Source organism: Sinomicrobium kalidii, assembly GCF_021183825.1.
GTDB lineage: Bacteria > Bacteroidota > Bacteroidia > Flavobacteriales > Flavobacteriaceae > Sinomicrobium > Sinomicrobium kalidii.
The window spans coordinates 5,118,729-5,142,246 of sequence record NZ_CP089211.1 but is presented as its reverse complement, the minus strand read 5'-3'; the positions used below and the strand labels follow the sequence as shown (position 1 = coordinate 5,142,246).

28 protein-coding genes are annotated in these 23,518 nt (G+C 44.9%); 19 read left to right on the top strand and 9 right to left on the bottom strand.

Features of this window, described 5'->3' with window-relative positions; genetic code table 11:
• Nucleotides 1-3 precede the first annotated feature (3 nt).
• The 4 genes from LS482_RS20735 to LS482_RS20720 all read right to left on the bottom strand — a co-directional run bounded on the left by LS482_RS20735 (nt 4) and on the right by LS482_RS20720 (nt 4,310).
• The gene (locus LS482_RS20735) at nt 4-858 is read right to left on the bottom strand and encodes a universal stress protein (protein WP_233029507.1); all 855 of its coding nucleotides are present in this window, start codon (nt 856-858) and stop codon (nt 4-6) included.
• A gap of 149 nt (nt 859-1,007) precedes the next feature.
• Nucleotides 1,008-1,703, bottom strand: coding sequence for a YiaD family glycine zipper/OmpA-like lipoprotein (locus LS482_RS20730; protein ID WP_233029506.1), 696 nt, complete (start codon nt 1,701-1,703; stop codon nt 1,008-1,010).
• Nucleotides 1,704-1,724: 21 nt separating this feature from the next.
• Nucleotides 1,725-2,207: a lipocalin-like domain-containing protein gene (locus tag LS482_RS20725; protein ID WP_233029505.1), complete on the bottom strand. Its 483-nt coding sequence runs from the start codon at nt 2,205-2,207 to the stop codon at nt 1,725-1,727.
• 96 nt (nt 2,208-2,303) lie between these two features.
• Nucleotides 2,304-4,310 carry an alpha-ketoacid dehydrogenase subunit alpha/beta gene (locus LS482_RS20720; RefSeq protein WP_233029504.1) on the bottom strand — a complete coding sequence of 669 codons (2,007 nt, stop codon included), beginning with the start codon at nt 4,308-4,310 and terminating at the stop codon, nt 2,304-2,306.
• Nucleotides 4,311-4,500: 190 nt separating this feature from the next.
• Here LS482_RS20720 and LS482_RS20715 point away from each other — a divergent pair, with 190 nt between their 5' ends.
• The 4 genes from LS482_RS20715 to LS482_RS20700 all read left to right on the top strand — a co-directional run bounded on the left by LS482_RS20715 (nt 4,501) and on the right by LS482_RS20700 (nt 8,049).
• The gene (locus tag LS482_RS20715) at nt 4,501-5,451 is read left to right on the top strand and encodes an isopenicillin N synthase family dioxygenase (RefSeq protein WP_233029503.1); all 951 of its coding nucleotides are present in this window, start codon (nt 4,501-4,503) and stop codon (nt 5,449-5,451) included.
• A gap of 174 nt (nt 5,452-5,625) precedes the next feature.
• The gene (locus LS482_RS20710) at nt 5,626-5,976 is read left to right on the top strand and encodes a translation initiation factor (protein WP_233029501.1); all 351 of its coding nucleotides are present in this window, start codon (nt 5,626-5,628) and stop codon (nt 5,974-5,976) included.
• Between the two features lie 123 nt (nt 5,977-6,099).
• Nucleotides 6,100-7,026 (top strand): DUF1835 domain-containing protein, encoded by a 927-nt coding sequence (locus LS482_RS20705; RefSeq protein ID WP_233029499.1) that lies wholly within the window; start codon nt 6,100-6,102, stop codon nt 7,024-7,026.
• Between the two features lie 144 nt (nt 7,027-7,170).
• Nucleotides 7,171-8,049: a nucleoside phosphorylase gene (locus LS482_RS20700; RefSeq protein ID WP_233029497.1), complete on the top strand. Its 879-nt coding sequence runs from the start codon at nt 7,171-7,173 to the stop codon at nt 8,047-8,049.
• Between the two features lie 5 nt (nt 8,050-8,054).
• On the opposite strand, the gene LS482_RS20695 is transcribed toward LS482_RS20700, so the two are convergent.
• On the bottom strand, nt 8,055-8,678 hold the full coding sequence (locus tag LS482_RS20695) for an L-threonylcarbamoyladenylate synthase (protein ID WP_233029496.1): 624 nt from the start codon (nt 8,676-8,678) through the stop codon (nt 8,055-8,057).
• A 108-nt stretch (nt 8,679-8,786) separates the two neighbouring features.
• Between LS482_RS20695 and LS482_RS20690 the strand changes: the two genes are divergently transcribed.
• The 5 genes from LS482_RS20690 to smpB all read left to right on the top strand — a co-directional run bounded on the left by LS482_RS20690 (nt 8,787) and on the right by smpB (nt 11,912).
• Nucleotides 8,787-9,389 carry a TetR family transcriptional regulator C-terminal domain-containing protein gene (locus LS482_RS20690; RefSeq protein WP_233029494.1) on the top strand — a complete coding sequence of 201 codons (603 nt, stop codon included), beginning with the start codon at nt 8,787-8,789 and terminating at the stop codon, nt 9,387-9,389.
• Nucleotides 9,390-9,474: 85 nt separating this feature from the next.
• The gene (locus LS482_RS20685; RefSeq protein ID WP_233029492.1) at nt 9,475-9,972 is read left to right on the top strand and encodes an acyl-CoA thioesterase; all 498 of its coding nucleotides are present in this window, start codon (nt 9,475-9,477) and stop codon (nt 9,970-9,972) included.
• Nucleotides 9,973-10,020: 48 nt separating this feature from the next.
• Entirely contained in the window at nt 10,021-10,686 is a 666-nt protein-coding gene (deoC, locus tag LS482_RS20680) for a deoxyribose-phosphate aldolase (protein WP_233029490.1), read from the top strand.
• Nucleotide 10,687: 1 nt separating this feature from the next.
• A complete protein-coding gene (gene deoD / locus LS482_RS20675) occupies nt 10,688-11,386 on the top strand; it encodes a purine-nucleoside phosphorylase (protein ID WP_233029489.1) in 699 nt (232 codons plus the stop codon).
• 67 nt (nt 11,387-11,453) lie between these two features.
• Complete coding sequence (gene smpB / locus LS482_RS20670; RefSeq protein WP_233029488.1) at nt 11,454-11,912, top strand: SsrA-binding protein SmpB; 459 nt, start codon at nt 11,454-11,456, stop codon at nt 11,910-11,912.
• 101 nt (nt 11,913-12,013) lie between these two features.
• Here smpB and LS482_RS20665 read toward each other — a convergent pair whose 3' ends face one another.
• From LS482_RS20665 to LS482_RS20650, 4 genes are all read right to left on the bottom strand, one after another.
• The gene (locus LS482_RS20665) at nt 12,014-12,454 is read right to left on the bottom strand and encodes a hypothetical protein (RefSeq protein WP_233029486.1); all 441 of its coding nucleotides are present in this window, start codon (nt 12,452-12,454) and stop codon (nt 12,014-12,016) included.
• Between the two features lie 271 nt (nt 12,455-12,725).
• Nucleotides 12,726-13,370, bottom strand: coding sequence for a response regulator (locus tag LS482_RS20660; protein WP_233029485.1), 645 nt, complete (start codon nt 13,368-13,370; stop codon nt 12,726-12,728).
• Complete coding sequence (locus LS482_RS20655) at nt 13,363-14,157, bottom strand: sensor histidine kinase (RefSeq protein ID WP_233029484.1); 795 nt, start codon at nt 14,155-14,157, stop codon at nt 13,363-13,365. Before LS482_RS20655 ends, LS482_RS20660 begins: the two co-directional genes overlap by 8 nt.
• Before the next feature lie 720 nt (nt 14,158-14,877).
• Nucleotides 14,878-15,435, bottom strand: a complete 558-nt coding sequence (locus tag LS482_RS20650) for a hypothetical protein (protein WP_233029483.1) — start codon at nt 15,433-15,435, stop codon at nt 14,878-14,880.
• A gap of 167 nt (nt 15,436-15,602) precedes the next feature.
• Here LS482_RS20650 and LS482_RS20645 point away from each other — a divergent pair, with 167 nt between their 5' ends.
• The 10 genes from LS482_RS20645 (at nt 15,603) to LS482_RS20600 (ending at nt 23,509) form a co-directional block, all read left to right on the top strand.
• On the top strand, nt 15,603-16,196 hold the full coding sequence (locus tag LS482_RS20645; protein ID WP_233029482.1) for a Pvc16 family protein: 594 nt from the start codon (nt 15,603-15,605) through the stop codon (nt 16,194-16,196).
• A gap of 1 nt (nt 16,197) precedes the next feature.
• On the top strand, nt 16,198-17,052 hold the full coding sequence (locus tag LS482_RS20640) for a hypothetical protein (RefSeq protein ID WP_233029481.1): 855 nt from the start codon (nt 16,198-16,200) through the stop codon (nt 17,050-17,052).
• An 11-nt stretch (nt 17,053-17,063) separates the two neighbouring features.
• Nucleotides 17,064-19,142: a phage tail sheath family protein gene (locus LS482_RS20635; protein ID WP_233029480.1), complete on the top strand. Its 2,079-nt coding sequence runs from the start codon at nt 17,064-17,066 to the stop codon at nt 19,140-19,142.
• A 33-nt stretch (nt 19,143-19,175) separates the two neighbouring features.
• On the top strand, nt 19,176-19,604 hold the full coding sequence (locus LS482_RS20630) for a phage tail protein (RefSeq protein ID WP_233029479.1): 429 nt from the start codon (nt 19,176-19,178) through the stop codon (nt 19,602-19,604).
• A gap of 2 nt (nt 19,605-19,606) precedes the next feature.
• On the top strand, nt 19,607-20,059 hold the full coding sequence (locus LS482_RS20625; protein WP_233029478.1) for a phage tail protein: 453 nt from the start codon (nt 19,607-19,609) through the stop codon (nt 20,057-20,059).
• Nucleotides 20,049-20,207, top strand: coding sequence for a DUF5908 family protein (locus LS482_RS20620; RefSeq protein WP_233029477.1), 159 nt, complete (start codon nt 20,049-20,051; stop codon nt 20,205-20,207). The genes LS482_RS20625 and LS482_RS20620 overlap by 11 nt, the downstream gene beginning before the upstream one ends.
• A 10-nt stretch (nt 20,208-20,217) precedes the next feature.
• The gene (locus LS482_RS20615) at nt 20,218-20,907 is read left to right on the top strand and encodes a CIS tube protein (protein ID WP_233029476.1); all 690 of its coding nucleotides are present in this window, start codon (nt 20,218-20,220) and stop codon (nt 20,905-20,907) included.
• Nucleotides 20,904-22,649 carry a type VI secretion system tip protein VgrG gene (gene vgrG / locus LS482_RS20610; RefSeq protein WP_233029475.1) on the top strand — a complete coding sequence of 582 codons (1,746 nt, stop codon included), beginning with the start codon at nt 20,904-20,906 and terminating at the stop codon, nt 22,647-22,649. Before LS482_RS20615 ends, vgrG begins: the two co-directional genes overlap by 4 nt.
• A gap of 85 nt (nt 22,650-22,734) precedes the next feature.
• Nucleotides 22,735-23,028, top strand: coding sequence for a PAAR domain-containing protein (locus LS482_RS20605; RefSeq protein WP_233029474.1), 294 nt, complete (start codon nt 22,735-22,737; stop codon nt 23,026-23,028).
• A gap of 70 nt (nt 23,029-23,098) precedes the next feature.
• Nucleotides 23,099-23,509: a GPW/gp25 family protein gene (locus LS482_RS20600; protein ID WP_233029473.1), complete on the top strand. Its 411-nt coding sequence runs from the start codon at nt 23,099-23,101 to the stop codon at nt 23,507-23,509.
• Nucleotides 23,510-23,518 lie beyond the last annotated feature (9 nt).

Here is a 23,518-nt window from a genome sequence, read left to right as displayed (position 1 = left end):
ACATTACCCGGCTTCATTTTGTAATATTAACAGCGGGATATCGATATGATAGCACATATCCCTGGTATGGCTCATTCCGAACAGGTGCTGGAGAAAGCTATGCTTCTTGGCTATCATGCAGAGTAACTGGATGTTTCTGCTTTCTATAAAAATACGGGTGGCATCACTGAGTGAAGTATCGGTAAGCAGAAAAAAACTGTGATTGTGCCCGGAAAACCGTTTTTCCATTTCGGCCCGGACCTGCTTGTTTTTTTCGGTAAGGGTGTCTTTTTTCTGTAACACATGATATATCCTGATGTCTGAGGTGAATTTGCCGGCAATACGGAACAATACCTCCAGGTTCTTTTTTTTGTATTTGGTGTTGTAGTCGGTGGCGAAACCTATTTCTTTCGGCGGTGAAAACCGGGCAGATTCCGGGATGGCCAGGAGCGGACTCTCAATCTTACCTATAAGGCTGGCCGTATTGCTTCCTACCAGGATCTCTTTCAATCCGCTGGACCCGGAAGTTCCCATAACCACCATATCTATTTTCTCTTCCCTGCACACTTCGGCAACGGCACTGGCAAAGTAATCGAATTTTGAAATGGCTTCGAACGTATGTTTCTTGTCCGTTTTGCCCGACAAAATCTTTTCCAGCGATTTTTTCAGCCCGGCTTTTGAAGATGATTTTACCGCATCGAGAAGTGTTTTGGTCGCTGCGGAAGAGGTCATGACCTCCCCGGGGTTTATGGCATTCGGGGAATACGAATTGAGCAGGAAAAATACGGTTTCCTCACCACTGTAAAGTGAAATCGCGTAGTCTATTGCGTTCCATGCATTATCGGAAAAGTCGGTGGGTATTAATACGCGATGTCTCATGATTTTTGTGTTTTGCCTGTTTCTTATTTCTTAATTAAAAGGTACGAAAAAAATATGAAATCCCCATAGCAATACTATGCCTGAAAACAGTAGAGACGTGCGGCCGCACGTCTCTACTTTATGTTCATCGGTATTGTAAATCCGATAATTTACTGCGTTTTTCGTCTCGCTTCTTCTTTCAGTTCCTCGCTGGCGACAATGGCTATTTCCACCCTCCGGTTTTTGGCCCGTCCTTCTGAGGTACTGTTGTCGTATTTCGGTTGTGTTTCTCCATACCATTTGGTAGTGAACCTTCCGGAAGAAACGCCCTGCCCTACCAGATAATCGGTAACCGCACTGGCCCTTCGTTGTGAAAGTCCCATGTTGTATTCGGCACTTCCGGTATTGTCGGTATGCCCTTCCACAAGAACAAGAGAGTTCGGGTATTCATTAAATATCCCTGCGAGCTTGTTCAATGTCGTTGCAGATTTCGAATTGATATTGTATTTGTTGGTAGCAAAATATACCCCGCTGCTTTCGTCAAAGGTTACATTAATGCCTTCGCCTACCCTGGTTACCTCAGCTCCGGGGATTTCTTCTTCGATCTTTTCTGCCTGGCGGTCCATGCGGTCACCGATATACGTTCCGGCCGCACCGCCTACAACACCACCGATTATGGCGCCCAGCGCAGAGTTTTTCTTGTCACCGACATTATTCCCTATAATTCCGCCAATGACAGCACCGCCTGTAGCACCGATCACAGCGCCTTTTTCCTTGTTTCCGGCATTCCTTACGGCATCACAACCTGTAAAAAGGGCAATCGCAAGAAGACCGACTCCCAGTTTTCGCAATGAATTCTGTATCATAACTGATGTTTTATATTTTTATTAATAAGATCTTGAAAAGTGATATACTACGGTAATGGGCTCTCCTTCTACCGTGGTATTGGTCTGTAATGTCATTTCCTGCTGGTTAAGGGTAACAATATCCAGCCTGTAACCGTACCCGCCGCTCAGATCGTTCTTTTTCTCGTCAATGAACTTGAACTGAAGTTGATTTGAAGCGCCGCTTTCGTGTACGGACCACCGGATATTCCTGGCTCCTTCCATACAATCGGCACCGGGGTTAATGGTATACGTACCGGTACTGTTACTGTTCCTGAAAAACCATTGACTTCCTTTAAAGCATTCGTCAGAAACATCGTTAAAGAGAACGGACTTGAAGTTTCCGCTGTTACCTGCGTAAGTCACGTCATTCAAAATCCAGTTGCCGACTATAGCTCCTCTGTATTCCTTGTTTACTTTGGAAAGCGAACAGGAAGAGGCCACCAGGACGACTAATAAGATAAGGGTTACACGAATTTTTGTCATAATTTATTTATTTTTTATGTTTAAAAATACGCAAAAAAAACAAATTTAGTACAACAAACAGTCAATTAAATCTCTTCAAGACCCGATAATTCGACATTAATACGCTAATAATCGGTGTAATGCCGTTTTGAACCGTTGCTTCGGCAAAAAGCCCGCTTCGAGGGCCCCGGCAAAGGGTACCGGTGTTTCCAGGCTGCCCGCCCGCTGTACGGGTGCATCCAGGAATTCAAAACAATTTTCCACGATTATTGCAGAAATATCGCTGGCCAGTCCGCCAAACAATGTGTCTTCCTGAAGAATAATGGCCTTCCCGGTTTTGCGTACAGAGGCCAGTATGGTCTCCACATCCAGTGGTTGCAGGGTACGAAGGTCTATGAGGTCGGCACTGATAGTGCGGTCTTCATCCAGGGTTTCCCGGGCCCAGTGTACGCCCATACCATATGATATGATAGTGACGTCGTTTCCCTGTTGGAGTACAGCGGCCTTTCCGAAAGGCAGGTTGTAGTAATCTTCGGGTACTTCCTGGTATATACTGCGGTACAAAGCCTTGTGTTCAAAGAACAATACGGGATTGGGATCTTCAATGGCGGTAGCAAGCAACCCTTTGGCATCGTACGGGTATGCCGGGTACACCACCTTGAGTCCGGGGGTTTTGGTAAACCAGGCCTCGTTGGTCTGTGAATGGAACGGTCCGGCCCCCACTCCCGCCCCGCAGGGCATCCGGATGACCACGTCTGCATGCTGTCCCCAGCGATAATGTGTTTTGGCCAGGTAATTCACTACGGGGTTAAACCCGGTGGATACGAAATCGGCAAACTGCATTTCCACAACGGCTTTCATACCGTTAACGGAAAGTCCCATGGCGGCAGAAACTATCGCAGATTCACAAATAGGGGTATTCCGTACCCGCTCCCTGCCGAATTTTTCGGTAAAGCCGTCGGTAATCTTAAACACCCCGCCGTATTCGGCAATATCCTGCCCCATGATCACCAGGTCATCAAAGCGCTCCATACTTTGTTCCAATCCCTGTGAAACGGCATCTACGAAACGGATATTGTTCCGTTTGCTCCCCGAACTAATTTCCCGGAACTCAAACTTCCGGTACACTGCATTCAGTTCTTTTTCCTCATCAAATGTCACGGGGGGCTCGTCAAATGCCAGTTGCAGGTTTTCCCGGATGGTTTCAGACATCTGCCTGCGGATGTGTTTGTCCTTTTCCCCGGAAAGAATGCTCTCTTCAACCAGGAACTGCCCGTAATTTTCAATAGGGTCCCTGGCCGCCCACCGTTCCATGAGTTCCGCGGGAACATATTTGGTACCGCTGGCTTCTTCGTGACCCCGCATGCGGAATGTTTTGAATTCCAGCAGCACCGGACGGGGATTTTCTCTTATATCTTCCGCTATTTCCGACACCTTTGTATAAACTTCGAGGATGTTATTGCCGTCTATGATGTGCGATTCCATCCCGTACCCGGTTCCTTTATCGGCCAGGTGTTCGCACTTGAACTGCTCGGCAACGGGTGTGGAGAGTCCGTAACCGTTATTTTCCACACAGAACAACACCGGAAGGTCCCAGACCGAAGCTACATTGAGGGCTTCGTGAAAATCCCCTTCACTAGTTCCCCCTTCCCCGGTGAATACGGCGGTTACTTTTTTTGCTTTTCTCAGTTTGTGGGCCAGGGCAATACCGTCTGCCACCCCCATTTGCGGCCCGAGGTGCGAAATCATTCCCACAATGCGGAATTCCTGCGTGCCGAAATGAAAACTGCGGTCCCGGCCTTGTGTAAAACCGCTCGCTTTTCCCTGCCACTGCGAAAAGAGACGATGTAACGGCACTCCCCGCGAAGTAAAAACGCCCAGGTTGCGGTGCATGGGTAAAATATATTCGTCCTTTTCCAGGGCCGAACTCACCCCTACCGATATGGCTTCCTGTCCGATACCGCTGAACCATTTTGATATTTTGCCCTGCCGGAGCAATACGAGCATCTTCTCCTCTATCATCCTGGGGAGGAGCATTTTTTGATACAGCCGAAGGAGTTCCTTGTCACTCAAATCCCTTCTGTGATAGGTGATACGTGTCTTTTTGGAGGAAACAGAATTCATGTGAAGCATACTTTATTAACAACTTCAAAAGTAGGTAAAAATAACATTAAGGAGTGCGAATGTGATATTTTTTTGTGATGTTAATAACTATCTTTTTAAATTAGCCCGCTAATTGCCTAACTTTGTACAGGAAAGCACAATACACTCCGGAAAAACCTGCTGGTGTTTCCGGGATTAAATTCTGGAATAAATGGACAAGATACCAAGTGTGGACCTGAGAGAATTTCTCTCGGACGATCCGGGTAAAAAGAACAAGTTTATAAAAGAGATCGGCGATGCTTATGAAGAGATCGGTTTTGTGGCGCTGAAAGGACATTTCCTTTCCGATCAGTTAGTAAAAGATCTCTACGACGAGATAAAGAAGTTCTTCGCCCTGCCGGAAGAGGTAAAGAAAAAATATGAAATAGAAGGTATTGGCGGACAGCGCGGTTATACTTCCTTCGGAAAAGAACATGCCAAGGGAAGAAAGGAAGGCGATCTCAAGGAATTCTGGCATTTCGGGCAGTATGTGGAAGACGATCCCAAACTGAAAGCGGAATATCCTGAAAATGTTATGGTAGCGGAACTTCCCCGGTTCAATGAAGTGGGAAAGGAAGCCTATAAAATGCTGGAGAAAACCGCCAGATACGTACTGAGGGCCCTGGCCTTACGCCTGGAACTGGAAGAGAATTATTTTGACAAATGGATAAAAAACGGCAATTCCATATTGCGCCCCATTCACTACCCTCCCATTACCAGGGAACCTGAAAATGCCATACGTGCTGCGGCACACGGGGACATTAACCTCATAACGCTCCTTATGGGGGCTCATGGTAAAGGATTACAGGTGCAGAACCACAACGGGCAATGGATCGACGCCATTGCCGAACCTGACGAACTGATGATCAATGTGGGCGATATGCTCTCCAGGCATACCAATAACCGCCTTAAATCTACAATACATCAGGTGGTAAACCCGCCGCGTGAACTGTGGGGTACGTCCAGATACTCCATTCCTTTCTTTATGCACCCTATCAGTGAAATGCCCCTTAATTGTCTGGAAAATTGTGTAGATGAACAACATCCCAGGTTGTACGAAGATATTACGGCGGGAGAATTCCTCCACGAACGTCTCGTAGAACTGGGACTTATAAAAACATAAAAGATTAATGATCCGGGCATCAGTTAAAATCAATGTAAATACATTTTATCCGTAAAGTAAATCATTGATTATATGGTGTTTGAATTGATTGTTAATTATTTCATGTTAAAGGATATACGTTAATCGTAATTCATACGTTTACTTTAAGATAGCGTTGTCAAAAAAGGGAAAGCAATGGGCAACAAAAACAAACTTAACAGCCTTGAAGACCTCGGAAACTTCGTTTTTTCTACAGGAGAAGAGCCTGTTTTCGATGATGAAGAAACGAATAGCCCTTCCCCCGGTGAGCAATACCTGGAAGCGCATTTCAGCAACAAGGGCCGCGGCGGAAAGACCGTTACTGTCGTCAAGGGGTTTCATGGCAGTGAAACCGACCTGAAAGAACTCGGAAAATTCCTGAAAACCAAATGCGGTGTAGGAGGTTCCGTAAAGAACGGTGAAATTATCATACAGGGGAATTACCGGGACAGGGTCATGGAATTGTTGAAGGATGAAGGCTATAATGTAAAACGTGTAGGCGGATAGGTTATTGTATAAACATAAGGTTAAGCAAATAACAAAAAGACACAGTTATTTGACAAAAATATAAAAGTGGTTTTAGGCTCGTATATAAAACATAATTTTGGCTAATCTAAACAAACCATAATAATGACTAGAACCTTGCACATTACCAATGGGGATGGCTTTACTTCTCATCTCAAAGAATTAAAGCTGGAAGGAGAAATTATTACCTGGAGAGAGATGCTCTGTGAAGGGAGAACGGTAACCGAAGTGGGCAGTGAATCTTTCTGGAAAACCCGTTTCGAGTTTTTAAACAAGAACTACAAGATTACCAAGACCAACTTCATCGAGGCCACGCTAAAGGAATACAGGCGATTGTGTAATCAAAAGACCCAGGAAGAGATTATCCTTTGGTTTGATGAGGACCTTTTCTGCCAGATCAACATGATAGCGGTGGTCAGCTGGCTGAAGAAACACCGCAACGGGGCACAGATCTCACTGGTCTGCGGAAAGAAAAAGAAAACCAAGCCCTTTATCCTCACCAACCACACCAGGGAGCAGTTGCACAAGTTATACGAATCCCGAATACAACTCACACAAGACGATATAGAATACGCCGACTACATCTGGCAACTTTACTGCAGCGAAACTCCCCTACGATTAGAGACCTTTTCCAAATTCAATTCTTCCCAATTTCCTTATCTCACCGATGCTATTGCCCTGCACCTGCACCGGTTTCCCACAGTTAAGAACGGGTTGAATCACCTGGAGAACAGTACGCTTGCCATTGCAGACAGCAAAAAAATAGCATCAAAGGAAAAATTTGTGGAGATGCTTATCAAGAATGAAAGTAATTACGGCTTCGGGGATTTACAGTATTTCAGACTGATAAATACCATCAAGCCCTTATTTAAATCGTTCAACCCGGTAAAGCTAAATCCCATGGGAAAAGACGTGTTGAACAAAGTACAGAATTATTATCCCTTTATAAAACGAGACGATATATACCTCGGGGGGACCAAAAAATACAGCTTCCTGTATCACGAAGATACAGCCAGGCTATTAAAACTGTAATACCCCCCGAAATTCAAACAGCAGCACCGGAAAGAAGGGCATTTTGTCCTTCTTTCTGTTTTTAATCGTGAACAAAACGGCCTAAGACTTCTCACGTCTTAAATCTTGCGGTCTCAGGCCCATGTAAAATACCAGTTTATCGAGATGAAAATAGCGGAATCCGAACTGATGCTCAATGCCGACGGCAGTATCTATCACCTGAACCTGAAACCTGAAAATATCTCAGACACCATCATTTTTGTAGGTGACCAGGACCGTGTTGGCAGGATCACAAAACATTTTGACACAGTGGAATTTACCACACAAAAACGGGAATTCCGGACAGAGACAGGTATTTACAAGGGAAAAAGGCTTACCGTGATCTCCACAGGGATTGGCCCGGACAATATCGACATTGTGCTCAACGAACTGGATGCACTGGTCAATATCGACCTCGATAAACGCATAGCCAAAAAAAAACTCACTTCGCTGAATATTATCCGTGTGGGGACTTCGGGAGCACTGCAAAAGGATATTCCCGTCGGGGCTTTCCTGGCCAGTTCGTTTGCACTCGACCTGAACGGGATGCTCCACGCCTACCCTACCGAAGCTATTGCCCGCCCGGAAATAGAAGATGCCTTTATAAAACACACGGCATGGAGCCCCCGGAAGTCACGGCCACTCGTCATATCAGGCGATGAAAAACTCCGGGATTTTTTTAATGACAGCGGAATATATCACGGGGTTACGGCTACAGCCGGTGGTTTTTACGGTCCGCAGGGACGCGTATTGCGCCTGCCCTTACAGGACCCCGGACTGAACAGGAAGATTGACAGCTTTGCCCACGGCGAACTGAAAATCACAAACCTCGAAATGGAAACCTCCGCCATTTACGGGCTTTCCGGACTGCTGGGTCACCGTGCCATTTCCCTCAATGCCATTATAGCCAACCGGGCCAACGGCACTTTTGCGGAACACCCGAAAAAAATAGTGGAAGACCTGATCACCTATACACTGGAAAAAGTAATCGGGATACCGGATTAAAACAACTATAAAATCTCCTCGATATCACCCTTCCCCTGTCGTATCACTTCGGGTTCATACCCGGTAAGGTCTACTACGGTTGAAGCAACATTGTCTCCGTATCCGCCGTCAATGACGATATCTACCAGGTTGTCCCACTTTTCATAAATGAGCCCCGGATCGGTGGTATACTCCAGCAACTCGTCTTCGTCATGTATGGACGTAGATACTATAGGGTTTCCCAGTTCCCGTACCAGTGCCTGGGCAATATTGTTGGCCGGGACACGGATACCTACGGTTTTTTTCTTTTTAAAATCTTTGGGCAGGTTATTGTTACCGGAAAGTATAAAGGTAAACGGTCCGGGCAGTGCCCGTTTCAGCAATTTAAAAGTTGAATTTTCCATCTGTTTTACGTAGTCGGACAAATTACTGAGGTCTGCACATATAAAAGAGAAATTGGCCTTTTCGAGCTTCACGCCCTTTATCCTGGCAATGCGTTCCAGGGCTTTGGAATTGGTAATATCACAACCCAAACCGTACACCGTATCCGTAGGATAAATCACCAGTCCCCCTTGTTTTAAAACCTTTACTACCTTCTGTATCTCCCGTGGATTGGGATTTTCTTCATATATTCTGATAAGTTCGGCCATATGCATTTTTTTGTAAAGGCAATTTACAACAAAGTATCGAAAAAAACAGATATCATTAATATACCAATCGGTATATTTTATATATTTGTTGGATAGAATCATGGCGTCGTGCAAAACAAAGCGGAAAGAACATCCAGGTTTATTATTGCCACTACAGCTTCCATTTTTAACAGGAACGGCTATGCGGCTACCAGTATGAGCACCATCACCAGGGCCACAAAACTCACCAAGGGTGCCATTTACGGTAATTTCCGGAATAAGGAAGAACTCGCCATAGAAGCTTTTCGTTATAATGTAAAGCGCATTTTACGCGAAGTGCGCGAACACCAGGAAAGCAGTTCGTCTCCCCTGCAAAAGTTACTGCTCATTACGGATTTTTACCGGAATTATTACGATTTCTCACAGGACATGGGCGGGTGCCCGATAATCAACATCGGTGTCGATGCCAACCATCAGAACGAAAAACTCCTGGACGGCGTGCGAAACATTATTCGGAAAATCGAACAAAGCCTGGCGAATATCATAGAAGAGGGAAAAACTGCTGGTGAACTAAAACCCGGGCTGGACCCGGCCGGAAGTGCACGGCAGATGTTCAGTATTATTGAGGGAGCGGTTTTCATGAGTTTTACAATGGACGATCGTTCGTACCTGGAACGTACCATGGATATCCTGGAGCACATAGTCCTGCGGGAATGGAAATTTGATAAATGATTAAGCATAAAAACAATTCGTAAACGCATATTAAACTATTTTTTTAACCTTTAATATACCGTTCGGTATAAAAAACACAGCTCATATGGACAAACGACCAGGCATTTTGGAAAGCAGAAAAAAAATACGGTTTCAGGACTGTGATCCTTTTAACCATTTGAACAACGGGCGGTATCTCGATTATTTTATCAATGCCCGTGAAGACCAGTTACTGGAATATTACGATATCGATATTTTCCGGATAGTCCGGGAACAGGGGCTCGGATGGGTCGTCAGTAGTAGCCAGGTAGCTTATTTAAAGCCCGTGTTTACCATGGAAGAAGTCGTGATCGAAACCCAGCTTGTCCGGTATTCAGACAAACACCTGCTGGTGGAAGCCCGTATGTGGGACAGCGATAAAAAAGTCCTGAAATCGGTAGCCTGGCTCAATTTTGTACATTTTAATATCCGGACCAACAAGGTAGAGCGGCACTCCGGTGAATTTCTCGAACTTTTCAGGGAAGTGGTCATCCCGGTAAAAAGCACTACTTTTGAAGAGCGTCACAGGAGTTTCAGGCCTCAGAAAACCGCCTCAACGGATTGATAAGAGGATTTTTTGCTTTTATGCTCATATTGAAGAAGAAGGTTTCTCATGAAAATAAACCGCTATATAGATCATACCCTGTTAAAGCCATCGGCCACGGAAAAGGATATCGTCCGTTTGTGTGAAGAGGCCCTGCACTATCGCTTTTATTCCGTATGTGTACACGGCTGTTACGTAGCCACTGCCCGTGAGGTCCTGAAGGATGCTGCCGATGTTTACATTTGTGCGGTTGCCGGGTTCCCCCTTGGGGCCATGAGTACAAAGGCCAAGGTTTTTGAATCGGAACAGGCCGTAGCCGACGGTGCGGATGAAATCGACATGGTCATTAACCTGGGGTGGCTTAAATCTGCTGAAACAAAAAAAGTCAGGGAAGAGATCACGGCCGTTAAAAAAGCTATAGGTCCTTGTGTACTGAAAGTCATCATGGAAACCTGCTATCTTACCGATGCCGAAAAAACACTGGCCAGTACCCTCGCTGCGGATGCCGGTGCCGACTTCGTAAAGACCTCTACGGGCTTCGGTACGGGCGGGGCTACCCTTCACGATATCGGAATAATGAAAGCTGCCGTAGCCGGAAAAGCACAGTTAAAAGCTTCCGGGGGTATAAAAAGTTTTGATGTTGCGCAAAAATACATAGCTTTGGGGGTTACCCGGATCGGGACTTCCAATGGCATTGCCATTGTAGAGGGGCTTACTTCTAACGAATCTTATTGAAATGAGTTTACATATACGAGCTGAAAAAGAAGACATTGCGGAAACCGTATTGCTCCCGGGCGACCCGCTACGGGCCAAATGGATAGCAGAAAATTTTCTGACGGAAGCCAGGTTGTACAGCGATATACGCGGAATGTACGGATTTACCGGTTCGTACAAGGGAAAGAAAATATCCGTTCAGGGCACGGGCATGGGCATGCCTTCCATAAGTATCTATACCCACGAACTGATAAATGACTACGGCGCCAGGCAATTAATCCGTATAGGCAGTGCGGGCGCTTATCAACCTTATATAAAGGTACGGGACATTATCCTGGCTATGTCGGCCTCGACCAACAGTAACATCAACCGTATCCACTTTAACCAGGACAGCTTTGCTCCTACCGCAGATCATGAGCTTTTCATCAAAGCGGTAAAAACTGCGGAATCCAAAGGTATTGCCATAAAATCCGGAAATATACTCACCAGCGACGTCTTTTATGACAACGACCCGGATTATTATAAAAAATGGGCGGAATACGGCGTACTCGGGGTGGAAATGGAAACTGCCGCACTTTATTCGGTAGCAGCCCGATTCGGGGTGCGGGCATTGGCCATCCTCACGGTAACCGACCATCTCGTTACCCGGGAAAGCATTACGGTAGAGGAAAGACAAACCTCGCTGGAAGAAATGGTAACGCTTGCCTTACAACTTGCGTAACCGGTTTTAAAGGTTCCAAATTCAAAGTATCGTTATTCCGATAATAGTTATTACTTTTGCAATCCTTATGCAAAAAAATATCAACATAAAAAACAGGCGTGCGCGCTTTGAGTATGATATTCTCGACAAATATGTCGCCGGGATCGTGCTTGCCGGTACCGAGATAAAATCCATACGGCTGGGCAAGGCATCCATTGCCGAAAGTTTTTGCGAATTCAACGACAAGGGAGAACTCTTTGTCATCAACATGTATATCCAGGAATACTCACACGGGACACACTACAACCACAGCCCCCGGAGCGAACGCAAACTTCTTCTGAACAAGAACGAACTCCGGAAACTCAATAAGGAGGTCAAAAACGTAGGGCTGACCATCGTTCCCCTGCGCCTGTTTATCAATGACCGCGGACTGGCCAAAATGGAGATCGCCCTGGTAAAAGGTAAAAAGCTGCACGACAAACGCGAAACCATTAAAGACCGGGAAAACAAACGCAACCTGGACCGGATTAAAAAGTCATACCGGTAAATTCGCCTTTCTGCCGATAAACTACTAAACCACTCTGGACTGCAAGTCCAGAGGTTCAGGGTTTTAACCTTTAACTTGATTATAAACAGTATAAAAATATATTATTTAAACATTTGCCTGTTACGGGAAGTTAAGTCTTTTGTCATTTGATTTCTAAGCAAGTGAAAAGATTTTTGGATTTCCTCGTATTCAGCACAGGTAATTTTTTCAGCGGTTTGCTTTTTTGTTTTTTCGTACAACGTCTCCTGAAGTTTACCATAAGTTTTTCTACTCTTTCGCGATAACAGAATTCCCCCAAAATTGAAATACCAGTTTTTCAGATCATTACAGGTTTCAAATAACTGCTTATAAGTTAAGGTTTTATCCCTGGGCCATAACGGAAGCACCCCGGAGATCGTCCAAAGTTTATTATACGCATTTAATCTTTTCTCCCATATTGCAGAGACCACTTCTTTTCTGAGATCGAAATATGTTTTAATAAATCCGCCCAGTAAACTTCCTGTAATAAATGTGATTATTATTTTAGTTGTTTCAGCATCCATGATAATACTGATTTTAAATTATCTTCTTCTAATTTGCATTTGGTGTTCAACTGTAGGTCATCCTATCAATCCGAAAGGAGTATAACAATCTTATTTTCCGGATAGTGTGGTACTATTTATTAGCTGAATATAAAAGAATACTGCCCTATCGGACAACGGGGATTTTCCCCCTTTTTATCCGTAATCATAGACTTATAAGGTTGAGCCCCGCAGTCATACGTCTTAAGTCACAGGATCTTACGTCCAAAGAAAAGCGGTCGCAACCACCATATCACACTTCAATAAGCTTGTTTTTTATGGCATACAACACCAGTCCTATCCTGCTCTTTACTTCCAGTTTTTCAAAGAGTACCTCGCGATAGCCGTCAATGGTTTTCGGAGAGAGAAACATGTCGTCGGCGATTTCTTTGTAGGTTCGTTCTGTACAGGCCAGTTTCAGGAATTCCATTTCCCTGTCTTTGAGCCGCAATTCGTTGGAATTATCCTTTTTATCAATGGAATCCAGGATGGTATTGGTGATCTTGTCCGAAAAGTAAAACCCCTTGGTCAGTACGTCCTCTATGGCCTTTTCAAAAATATTGGGGTGGATGTCTTTTAACAAATACCCCCTGGCCCCCAGCCGGAGCATTTTTATGATGGTCTCTTCCCGGTCGTCCATGGAAAGGGCGAGCACTTTCAGGTGCGGGTAATGTTCTTTTATCCAGGCCATGGTTTCCAGTCCGTCCATTACGGGCATATTGATATCCAGGAGTACCACGTCGGGAGTTTCTTTCCTGTTTTCCATTTCCGTTATAAATTCCTTCCCGTTCGGGGCATGGAACAACACATTGTATTTTTCAAAAGTGGAAACGAGAGAGGTCAGGGATTGCGCGAAGAGTAAATGATCATCGACTATGGCAATATCATTCTTATTCATCTTTGGTGTTGGTTGGTTTATAGGGATACACCAAAGTTACTGAAACTCCTTCATTTTTTTTAGCTTTTATAGATAATTCTGCTCCTATGAGCTTCGCTCTTCTTCGCATATTGAGGATGCCTACCCCTTCCCCTACCTCTTTTATGTTAAACCCTACACCGTTATCGGTAGCCGAAATAACAACTTGCTCCTGCATGTAACTGATACGGATGGTCAACAGGATAGCCCTGGAATACTTGATACAGTTGGAAAAACATTCCTGGAAAATACGAAAGATGATCACCTCATCCTTTTTATCTATGGAAGCAGCTTCCCCTTCGACTTTAAAATCGATCTTAAGAAAATTAAGGCGCTTAAAGCGTTCGGCTTCTGCTTTCAGGGCCTCTTCCAGGCCGACATTGAGGATAAAATCGGCATTGAGCGAATGCGATAACTGGCGTATTTCGCTCACTCCCTGGCCGAGTATATTAGCTGCTTCCTCAAATTGTTTCCGCTGTGCTTCGGGGACATTGTTTTCCAGCATGGTAAGTTGCATCTTGGCCACCGAAAGCAACTGTCCGATATTGTCGTGCAGTTCCCAGCTTACGTTTTTCAAGGTCTGTTCCTGGATCTCCGTTTGCGTTTTGGCAAGTTCTTCTTCGAAGTGTTTTTTATCTTCGGCCTTCTGTATGAGAAGTCTGGTTTTTCTCTTGTGGAACAACGAAAAGATAACCACAAGAGCCACCAGCAGCATCAAAAGAATGATGGATGAAGCGAGGATCAGTAATTGTATTTCTTTTTGCTCCATAATACACCGATAACAAAGCAGCTGTGCATCACTACGTTGAGTATAAAGATAACCAAAGAAAACAAATCACCGCTATAACTAAAAAACTCAGAAGCGATCATAAAGGGTAGGAAAGGAATAAAGAATAGCAACACCCCTAAGCTGAACCAAAAGTAAACAGACCGTTGAAAGTGTAAAATAAAATCATCATTAAAGACCTCAACAAAATAGAGACATATAGTCAATATTATAAAGAGAGTACCTATTATGTAAGTATAAGTTTGAGTTGTATAAACAAAGTTCTGAAAAAGTAATGTGTTTAAGATGGCAAACAACAAAAACAATAAAGTAAATATTAAAAAAATATTTTTTAACCTTACCGATTTAACCAAATATCTATACCAAAGAAAATAAAATGAAAATTGTAATATTGAATAAATATTTGCAATAAAAAAAACAGGATATTCTTCTCTTAAAACCTGATAATATACAATTTTATAAGAAAACTCTGTTATAGCTATAAACCAGATAGAATATAAAAAATATTTAGCTTTTCCCTTGGCATATTTTGAATATGCCAAAGTGGCTATTATCGCAGATAATAAAGCTACAAATTTTATACTTATTTTAAGAGTTTCCAATCTTCTATTATATAATGGGCATTGTTGTTTTCTCTTTATAAAAATATTTAGCCTAACCTGCCCTTATAAAAAGGCAGGTTATGGCCTAAATAAAGAATTATTAGTAGCTATTTGTGGGCGGGTCCCCATTACCCCCATAATTATAAGAATCAATCTCTTCAATATTTTCAGGTGCAGAAAACATGAACGGCACATTCACCATAGCCCCCTCCTGCTTATCCCCTTTCCTTCCGGCCGGGGAAATAAACATGGTCATAAAATTTTGTTTTTCTCCCAGTTCTTCGTCATCCGGATAAATCCCGAAATAAAAGCGGTAACCTTCCAGCTTATACCCTTTTTCCCGGGCTTCCTGTTTTACCCAGGCAAAATAGTGTTCCAGTTCTTCTACGGTATAATAGGTATGGCTTGCCAGTTTAAAGTCTGCTGTTGCCCTGGGGATAAACCCGGTTTTCTGCATTTGGTTCAGCCTGGCGGTATCTTGTTGTCCCTCCATTAGTTCCGTGAGTTCTTCCACAAACCGGCCACTTAATTTCGCCGCCTGTTCTTTGTCAATCGTCTTTTTCGGCTTGTCTACTTCGGGTGGCTGGCAGGAGCCCAAAGCAATTAAAACACAAAGGGCCAGAAACATTGACGCTCTTTTAAGTAAGGTAGTTTTCATAACACATAATATTTTAATGGTTTGGTTAAAAGTATACAGAAAACCATAAACAATAAAGCTTCTTTTGCGAAAAGGGGAAAAATCCCCCTTTAAATCCGGGGAAAACACCCTTGTCCCTGTTTATACGTAAAAATACCTTTGAACTGCATGTTAAACTATACCCGAAAATGCTTTTTGAAATCGCACAAATAATTACCGAACAGGTCAACCAGTACCTCGAAGATTCCGGACTCGACAAGTCCGTTATTCTTGAAAACATTGCCATTCTGGATTCCCAGAGCGAAAATGCCGACAATCTTACGGACAAGGTAGCCCTCACCCTGATCAACTTTCACGAAGAAGCCACTTTAAAAAATTTCCCCAATCATACTATGGAAATAGACAAGGTGGTTTATAAGAACCCGATAATCCACCTCAATCTGTTCTTGCTTTTCAGTGCCAACAGGAATTCCTATACCAAATCGCTGAAAGACATTTCCAGGATCATCGAATTCTTCCAGGGGAAAAAAGCCTTTACCCAGACCAATACGGTATATGACCGCGACAGCATTGCCATGAGTGATATTAAAAATTTCAAATTCACCATAGAACTGTACACTCCCACTTTTGAAGAACTCAATTTTATATGGGGCACGCTGGGCGGCAGACAACTCCCCTCCGCCCTGTATAAACTGAGTATCCTAAAGGTAGAAAGAAAAGATAGTGTTGTTGGCGAAAAAGGCCTGATCACCGAAATAAACGGAACCCTAAAGAAAAACTGAAATGTCATTTCAAATTCAATATAAGCCCCTGTTCCGCGTGTTTGTATATCACGGTTATCACCTCAATGAAGGCGAGGATGAATTCAATACCATGAACAACGAAGAAAAGGCAGTGCAATTAAAAGACTACGACTATAAATCTTTCCTGCAAATTGTCCCCACCCGGAAAACCGTTCGCTTCATGAACGGTCATAGTATGGTATTCAATGTTCAGAAAGATCACTTTATTGTTGGTGTCAAGGTAAATCCCAATGCTACCCAGGAACCTTTTATTCCAATTGATACAACCAGTAATTTGACTTTTCTCTTAAAAACGAAAGATTCCTATTTTACCAATTATACTAACTACACTATAGAAAATGATCGCCTGCTCTACCCGAGTAATGTAAAACCGGCCACCGAAGATGTAGATTTTGCCCATATCGCCCTGTTTACTGAAAATATCCTGATAAATGAAGACCATACCATAAGTCCCGAAGGCACGCAAAACATACGTGAAGAACTTGAAGAAGATGAAAAGCGGGCATTGCTGGGCTGCATAAAACTGCATATGCAGGGCGATACACCCAACCTGAACATTCTGGAAAACACCGGAGAACTCCCCGGAAGTATTCCTCAATTCAAAATACATTTTGACAACCGGAAAACCTTCTGGAAATACCTGAAACCTTCAGAAGGTTTCGAGGCAGAGACCCAGGCAGCAAAACCGCTGACGAAAAACGGATTCATAGCCATTGACCCCGACACCGATTTTGTGGGGCCGCCACCGGGAGCTGATACTTACCGGTACCCCAACCCCGCTGTGTATTCCATTAAGACCATTGCAAACAAAACCTATTCAGAAATATTCATTTAAAAACCAACATTATGGCAACAACGTACAAAACACCTGGTGTGTACATAGAGGAAATAGCCAAATTTCCACCATCTATAGCAGAGGTAGAAACGGCTATTCCGGCCTTCATCGGGTACACGGAATTTGCAAAGTCAAAACCCACGGTTGAGACTGACGACCTTATCCTTAAACCGAAAAGGATTTCCTCCCTGCTGGAATATACCACCTATTTCGGACAGGCACAGAATGAAAAAGGAATAACCGTAAAACTAACCGATACACTTGTAGACGGTACGGTAAACAGGGCTATAAACGTTCCCGAGCCTTCGGCTACGTCTCCTTACCTGATGTACTATTCCTTATTAATGTATTTCGCCAATGGCGGAGGGCCGTGTTATATTGTCTCTACCGGGACTTATGCCGATTGGATAGATAACCAAACCCCTCCCGACATTGATTTTAATGAACTGAATACAGGATTGCAAGTGGTACGGAAAGAAGATGAACCCACGCTTATCGTCTTTCCCGACGCTACAAACCTGAACAGCGACACCAATTTCTACACACTTTACAACAATGCCCTGATGCAGTGTAAAGACCTCCAGGACAGGTTTGCCATTATAGACACCTATTCAGATAAGCAGTACAATGACGGATCTGAAGATGTAGAACCTATGGATGCCATGAGGAACAAGATCAATTTAAACAAGGATTACCTCAAATACGGCGCCACCTATTTTCCGTTCATAGAAACCATACTGAATTACCAGTATAGCGGAGACGACGTTAGCATAGCGCACGTATCTTATGACCCGAATGCCATTGCTACCGTACAGGACAATCTCAATGCTATCAATGCTCCTGCGGGATTGCCGGCACTCATCAGTGCCATCAGGGATCTAAGTGGACCGACAGTCGCCGGAAAATTACGCGAAGTCGTTTTCTTTATGCACGACGACGCCAGCGGATTTGATATTGACGGCACTTTTAACACCACCCCCGCTAAGGTAAACGATTTTTCAGCCCTGGTAGAATCGTTGATAACTTCTTTAAAAGAAGTTATTGACATGAAAGTAGCCGTGAACAAGGAAGCCAATGCGGCTATTGCATCTTCCGAGGAAAACGCAGTGATACAAACTGCTATTTCCGACGCTTTAGATACGTTCAACACAGATTTTGAAGGTGATAACAAGGTAGAATCGGTAACCAAAAACCTCGAAGAACTGTCGGTTAAGATCAAACAGGCCGATACAGACACCAAGGTAGAGAACATACTAAGCGTCAACACCCTGAATTTTTTAACAGAACTCGAAAAACTGTTGACCTACGACCCCGTAACGGAAAGCACCCCGGTGGCTTCCGATATTTTTGAAAATACCGAAACCAACCTGGGGGCTATCGTAGCAGCCGTAAATGCTGCCGAACCCATAGATATTAACAACGGAAACCTGAATGGCAGGCTGTTAAGTGATATTGAACCCCTGGACAATGCCACTTACAATACCATTATATCCGAAATAAGAAAACACCGGGTAGTATTACCCCCCGCTGCCACCATGGCCGGTATTTATGCCCGGGTAGACAACGATCGCGGGGTATGGAAAGCCCCCGCCAATGTAGGGCTCAATTACGTGATCCGGCCTACGGTGACCATTTCGCACGAAGAACAGGCCAAAATGAACGTTCATAGCACCGGTAAATCCGTAAATGCCATCCGTGCATTTATCGGCAAAGGCACCCTGGTCTGGGGAGCACGTACCCTTGCAGGTAACGACAACGAATGGCGTTATATACCGGTACGCCGTTTCTTCATCATGGCGGAAGAATCCACCAAAAAAGCCACAGAGCCTTTTGTTTTTGAACCTAACGATGCCAATACCTGGGTGAAGGTAAGGGCCATGATAGAGAACTTCCTTACCCTCCAATGGCGTGCCGGGGCATTGGCAGGAGCCAAACCGGAAGAGGCATTTTATGTTCGTGTAGGACTCGGCCAGACTATGACCGCACAAGACATCCTCGAGGGTAAAATGAATGTGGAAATAGGTATGGCCGTAGTACGCCCTGCCGAATTCATCATCCTTAAATTCTCTCATAAAATGCAGGAATCATAATTAGCCGATATAAAACTTTAAAACAACAATATCATGAGTTATCCATTACCGAAGTTCCATTTCTCAGTAGACTGGGGAGGAACGCAAATAGGATTTACAGAAGTTTCCGGACTGGACGTGGAAACCGAAGTCATCGAATACCGCGATGGTGCCAGCCCGGAATACAGCAAGATAAAAATGCCCGGCATGCAGAAATTTTCGAACATCACCCTGAAAAGGGGAACCTTTAAAAGTGATAACGAATTCTACGAATGGTGGAATACCGTAAAGTTAAACACCATAGACCGCAGGAATATTACCATAAAACTGCTGAATGAAGAGCACGAACCCGTGGTGACCTGGAAAGTGAAAAATGCCTGGCCCGCAAAAGTGCAGTCTACCGACCTTAAAGGCGACGGCAACGAAACCGCCATAGAATCCATGGAAGTGGTCCACGAAGGCTTAACCATCCAAAACGAATAGTTATGGCTACGTATTATCCACCGGTAGGGTTTCACTTTCTGGTGGAGTTTACGGAGATCGATTCCAAGGAAGAAGACCACAGGTTCCAGTCGGTTTCCGGTCTTTCGGTAGACATCGAAACCGAAGAGATCGCCGAAGGCGGGGAAAACCGGTTCAAACACAAGTTTCCCGTAAAGACCAAATACCCCAACCTGGTCCTGAAACGCGGAATGCTGGTCAGCTCCAAAGTGATCGACTGGTGCCGGGACGCCATTGAGAATTTTGAATTCAAACCCGTAGACCTCACCGTAAAGTTGCTCAATGAAAAGCAAGACCCGCTGCTTACGTGGAATGTGGTACATGCCTACCCCGTTAAGTGGACGGTAGAGGACTTCAATGCCCAGGAAAGCAAGCTGGTGGTAGAATCTGTAGAGTTGTGTTACAATTATTTTAAAACTATCAGCAATGGCCATTGAGATCAAGGAACTGCATATAAAAATCAATGTAGACGAAGGTAAAAAACGCTCCGGCACTGCCAATGTTTCCAAAGAAAACAAAAAGGACATTACGGCGGAATGCGTGGAATACGTCATGGAAACCCTCCAAAGGCAAAAAGAACGATAAAAATCCGGAAATGAGCACAGGCGAACTCGAAAAACTGAAAGTGGTAGCGTATAGCGACCCGGGATTTAACAACAAGGTGGCAGACGGTGAATTTACCACCCTGCTGAATCCCGAAAAATATACCTATCACTACAAAACCGAGCAAAATGAAGACCAGGCCTCCGGCACCAGTGCAGCTGCACCGAAGTTTAACAAAAAACTGCCGGAAGAACTGGAACTGGAATTTGTGTTCGACCGGTCGGGTGTTATCGCGGGCCACGAAAATACCGATGACGGGATTATCGATGACCTGGAAGCTTTCAAAAAAGTGATCCTGAAGTACGAAGGCGAAGAACACAAGCCCAACTACCTCATGATCGCCTGGGGGAGCCTGCTCTTTAAAGGGGCCATGACAGAAATGGATATTGAATTCAAGCTCTTTAAACCCGACGGCACCCCGATAAGGGCAGTTGCCAAGGGTAAGTTCAAAGGGTTTGTGGAAGACAACCTCCGGGCGGCCAAAGAAAACAACCAGTCGCCCGACCTTACCCATTACCGCGTGGTCAAAGACGGCGATACCCTGCCGCTCATGACCTACAGGATTTATGGCGATTCGCGCTATTACCTGGAAGTGGCCAGGGTCAACAGGCTTGAAAATTTCAGAAAACTGAAACCCGGGCAGGAACTGTTTTTTCCTCCCCTGCAAAAATCGAACGCATGAATAACAGCGATGTTATACAAACCGGTAAAAGCGCCGACCTGGTTACCCATAAGGTGCTCGTTGATGGTGAGGAACTCTCCAAGGTACATCAGGTAAAGAGCATTGCCATTAGCAGGGAGGTCAACCGTATTCCCACCGCCCGGCTTGTCCTGATCGACGGCGAACCTTCTGAACGGGATTTTAAGCTCAGTAACGAAACCCTGCTTGTCCCCGGAAAGAAAATAGAGGTCACTGCCGGCTATCACTCCGATGAAACTACGGTTTTTAAAGGGATCATTATAAAACACAACATCAAAATAAGGAACAATACTTCCCTTCTGATCATTGAATGTAAAGACGAAGCCGTAAAACTCACCATAGGAAGAAAAAGTAAATATTTCTATGAGTCCAAGGACAGCGATATTTTTGAAGAGATCATAAGCCCTTATGCCCTGGAAAACGATATAGAGGCTACCAAGTACGAACATAAGGAGTTGGTACAGTACAATGCATCCGACTGGGACTTTATCATTTCGCGGGCGCAGGCCAATGGCAAACTGTGCTTTGTGGATGACGGTAAACTCACCATCCGGAAACCCGAACTGGATGCCGATGAAGTAGAAACCGTCACTTTCGGTGCCACCATGCTCGATTTCGATGCTGAAGTTGACGCCAGGAACCAGGTGGGCAGAATATCATCCTACGGATGGAACCCTGCAGACCAGGAACTGCTGGAAATAGAAGCCGGAAATCCGAATGTAAGCCTCAACGGTAACCTTAGTCCGGACGAGTTGTCCAGGGTCATTGCCCTGGAAAACATGGAACTGCGCCACGGCGGCACTATTTCGGATGTAGAATTACAGGACTGGGCAGATGCCAAATTGCTCTTTCAGCAACTGGCCAAGGTAAGAGGCCGGGTAAAATTCCAGGGAATCCCTGCCGTAAAACCCGGTACCATACTAAAGCTGGATGGTGTTGGCGACCGGTTCAACGGTAAGGCTTATGTCACCGGGGTACACCATCACATTTCCGAAGGCAACTGGACGGTAGACGCCCAGTTCGGGCTGAACCCGCAATGGTTTTCGGAAACCTATGATATCCACACCCCGGCGGCATCCGGACTGCTGCCCGCCATAAAAGGCCTGCACGTAGGGGTTGTTTCCCGGTTGCAGGACGACCCTGACGGTGAAGACCGGATATTGGTAACGCTGCCCATTGTCAACCACAAAGAACAAGGTATCTGGTGCCGGGTAGCTTCCCCCGATGCCGGGGAAAACCGCGGAGCCTTCTTCCGCCCGGAGATCGGGGACGAAGTTATTATAGGCTTCATCAATGAAGATCCCAATGACGCCGTTGTCCTGGGAATGCTGCACAGTAGCGCCAAACCTGCCCCCATCACTGCAAGCGATGACAACCACGAAAAAGGATTTGTCACCCGGAGCGAAATGAAAGTGCTGTTTGACGACGATAAAAAATCCATACGCATAGAAACCCCGGCCGGCAAATACATCACCCTCGATGAAGATACGGGGGTCATAAAAATGGAAGATGAAAACAGCAATATCATCACCATGGACAGTAACGGTATCAGCATGGAAAGTGCTGCCGATATTAAATTAAAGGCTGCCGGAGACGTAAATATAGAAGGCACCAATATCAACCTGAAAGCCAACGCACAGTACAAAGCCGAAGGCAACGCCGGCGTGGAAATGTCGTCCGGTGCCCTGGCCGTACTGAAAGGCGGCATCGTACAGATCAATTAACCCGTAAAGACACACGGCCGTGCGTCTCAAACAGGGATCAGATCCCCGTAAAAGATTAAAAATCTAACGTCTAATATCTGAAAAAATGGGACTACCCGCAGCAAGAATAACCGACATGCACGTCTGCCCGATGGTAAATCCGGGGCCGGTGCCACACGTAGGCGGACCTATCCTCCCCCCTGGTGAACCCACTGTTTTTATAGCGGGTTTACCGGCAGCAAGGGTTGGCGATATGGCTACCTGCACAGGCCCGCCGGACACCATTATATTGGGATCTTCCACCGTATTCATCGGCGGAATGCCGGCTGCAAGGCTGGGAGATACCACTGCCCACGGCGGTACCATAGTCATGGGAGAACCTGCCGTACTGATCGGGTAGTGTTAATAATGTGCCAATGAATCATCAAGGAGTCAATTAACAAATTATCGAATTGTCAAATTATCAAACTATGAACCACAAAGATTCTTTTCTCGGAACAGGATGGAGTTTCCCGCCGAAATTCAGCAAGGCGGCCAAAAGTGTGAGCATGACTTCCAATGAAGAAGATATCAGGAAAAGCCTGGAAATATTGCTTTCTACCCGGCTCGGAGAACGTATCATGCAACCCGAATACGGCTGTAACCTGGAAGATTTATTGTTCAGTCCCCTGAACAGGACATTGAAAACATATGTTACCGAACTCATAAACAATGCCGTCCTCTATTTCGAACCCAGGATAGATGTGGAGAAAGTAGACATTACCCAGGGCGATGAGCTCAAAGGAGAACTGCTGATTCTCCTGGATTATAAGGTCCGCGCTACAAACTCCAGGATGAATCTTGTGTTCCCTTTTTATAAGGAAGAAGGCACAGCGGTATAAAAAACCAAC

Excerpts from the sequence above, each read along its gene's own strand:
- LS482_RS20735 (WP_233029507.1), bottom strand. The coding sequence starts at position 858 with ATGAGACATCGCGTATTAATACCCACCGACTTTTCCGATAATGCATGG.
- LS482_RS20730 (WP_233029506.1), bottom strand. The coding sequence starts at position 1,703 with ATGATACAGAATTCATTGCGAAAACTGGGAGTCGGTCTTCTTGCGATT.
- LS482_RS20725 (WP_233029505.1), bottom strand. The coding sequence starts at position 2,207 with ATGACAAAAATTCGTGTAACCCTTATCTTATTAGTCGTCCTGGTGGCC.
- LS482_RS20720 (WP_233029504.1), bottom strand. The coding sequence starts at position 4,310 with ATGAATTCTGTTTCCTCCAAAAAGACACGTATCACCTATCACAGAAGG.
- LS482_RS20715 (WP_233029503.1), top strand. The coding sequence starts at position 4,501 with ATGGACAAGATACCAAGTGTGGACCTGAGAGAATTTCTCTCGGACGAT.
- LS482_RS20710 (WP_233029501.1), top strand. The coding sequence starts at position 5,626 with ATGGGCAACAAAAACAAACTTAACAGCCTTGAAGACCTCGGAAACTTC.
- LS482_RS20705 (WP_233029499.1), top strand. The coding sequence starts at position 6,100 with ATGACTAGAACCTTGCACATTACCAATGGGGATGGCTTTACTTCTCAT.
- LS482_RS20700 (WP_233029497.1), top strand. The coding sequence starts at position 7,171 with ATGAAAATAGCGGAATCCGAACTGATGCTCAATGCCGACGGCAGTATC.
- LS482_RS20695 (WP_233029496.1), bottom strand. The coding sequence starts at position 8,678 with ATGGCCGAACTTATCAGAATATATGAAGAAAATCCCAATCCACGGGAG.
- LS482_RS20685 (WP_233029492.1), top strand. The coding sequence starts at position 9,475 with ATGGACAAACGACCAGGCATTTTGGAAAGCAGAAAAAAAATACGGTTT.
- deoC (WP_233029490.1), top strand. The coding sequence starts at position 10,021 with ATGAAAATAAACCGCTATATAGATCATACCCTGTTAAAGCCATCGGCC.
- deoD (WP_233029489.1), top strand. The coding sequence starts at position 10,688 with ATGAGTTTACATATACGAGCTGAAAAAGAAGACATTGCGGAAACCGTA.
- smpB (WP_233029488.1), top strand. The coding sequence starts at position 11,454 with ATGCAAAAAAATATCAACATAAAAAACAGGCGTGCGCGCTTTGAGTAT.
- LS482_RS20665 (WP_233029486.1), bottom strand. The coding sequence starts at position 12,454 with ATGGATGCTGAAACAACTAAAATAATAATCACATTTATTACAGGAAGT.
- LS482_RS20660 (WP_233029485.1), bottom strand. The coding sequence starts at position 13,370 with ATGAATAAGAATGATATTGCCATAGTCGATGATCATTTACTCTTCGCG.
- LS482_RS20655 (WP_233029484.1), bottom strand. The coding sequence starts at position 14,157 with ATGGAGCAAAAAGAAATACAATTACTGATCCTCGCTTCATCCATCATT.
- LS482_RS20650 (WP_233029483.1), bottom strand. The coding sequence starts at position 15,435 with ATGAAAACTACCTTACTTAAAAGAGCGTCAATGTTTCTGGCCCTTTGT.
- LS482_RS20645 (WP_233029482.1), top strand. The coding sequence starts at position 15,603 with ATGCTTTTTGAAATCGCACAAATAATTACCGAACAGGTCAACCAGTAC.
- LS482_RS20640 (WP_233029481.1), top strand. The coding sequence starts at position 16,198 with ATGTCATTTCAAATTCAATATAAGCCCCTGTTCCGCGTGTTTGTATAT.
- LS482_RS20635 (WP_233029480.1), top strand. The coding sequence starts at position 17,064 with ATGGCAACAACGTACAAAACACCTGGTGTGTACATAGAGGAAATAGCC.
- LS482_RS20630 (WP_233029479.1), top strand. The coding sequence starts at position 19,176 with ATGAGTTATCCATTACCGAAGTTCCATTTCTCAGTAGACTGGGGAGGA.
- LS482_RS20625 (WP_233029478.1), top strand. The coding sequence starts at position 19,607 with ATGGCTACGTATTATCCACCGGTAGGGTTTCACTTTCTGGTGGAGTTT.
- LS482_RS20620 (WP_233029477.1), top strand. The coding sequence starts at position 20,049 with ATGGCCATTGAGATCAAGGAACTGCATATAAAAATCAATGTAGACGAA.
- LS482_RS20615 (WP_233029476.1), top strand. The coding sequence starts at position 20,218 with ATGAGCACAGGCGAACTCGAAAAACTGAAAGTGGTAGCGTATAGCGAC.
- vgrG (WP_233029475.1), top strand. The coding sequence starts at position 20,904 with ATGAATAACAGCGATGTTATACAAACCGGTAAAAGCGCCGACCTGGTT.
- LS482_RS20605 (WP_233029474.1), top strand. The coding sequence starts at position 22,735 with ATGGGACTACCCGCAGCAAGAATAACCGACATGCACGTCTGCCCGATG.
- LS482_RS20600 (WP_233029473.1), top strand. The coding sequence starts at position 23,099 with ATGAACCACAAAGATTCTTTTCTCGGAACAGGATGGAGTTTCCCGCCG.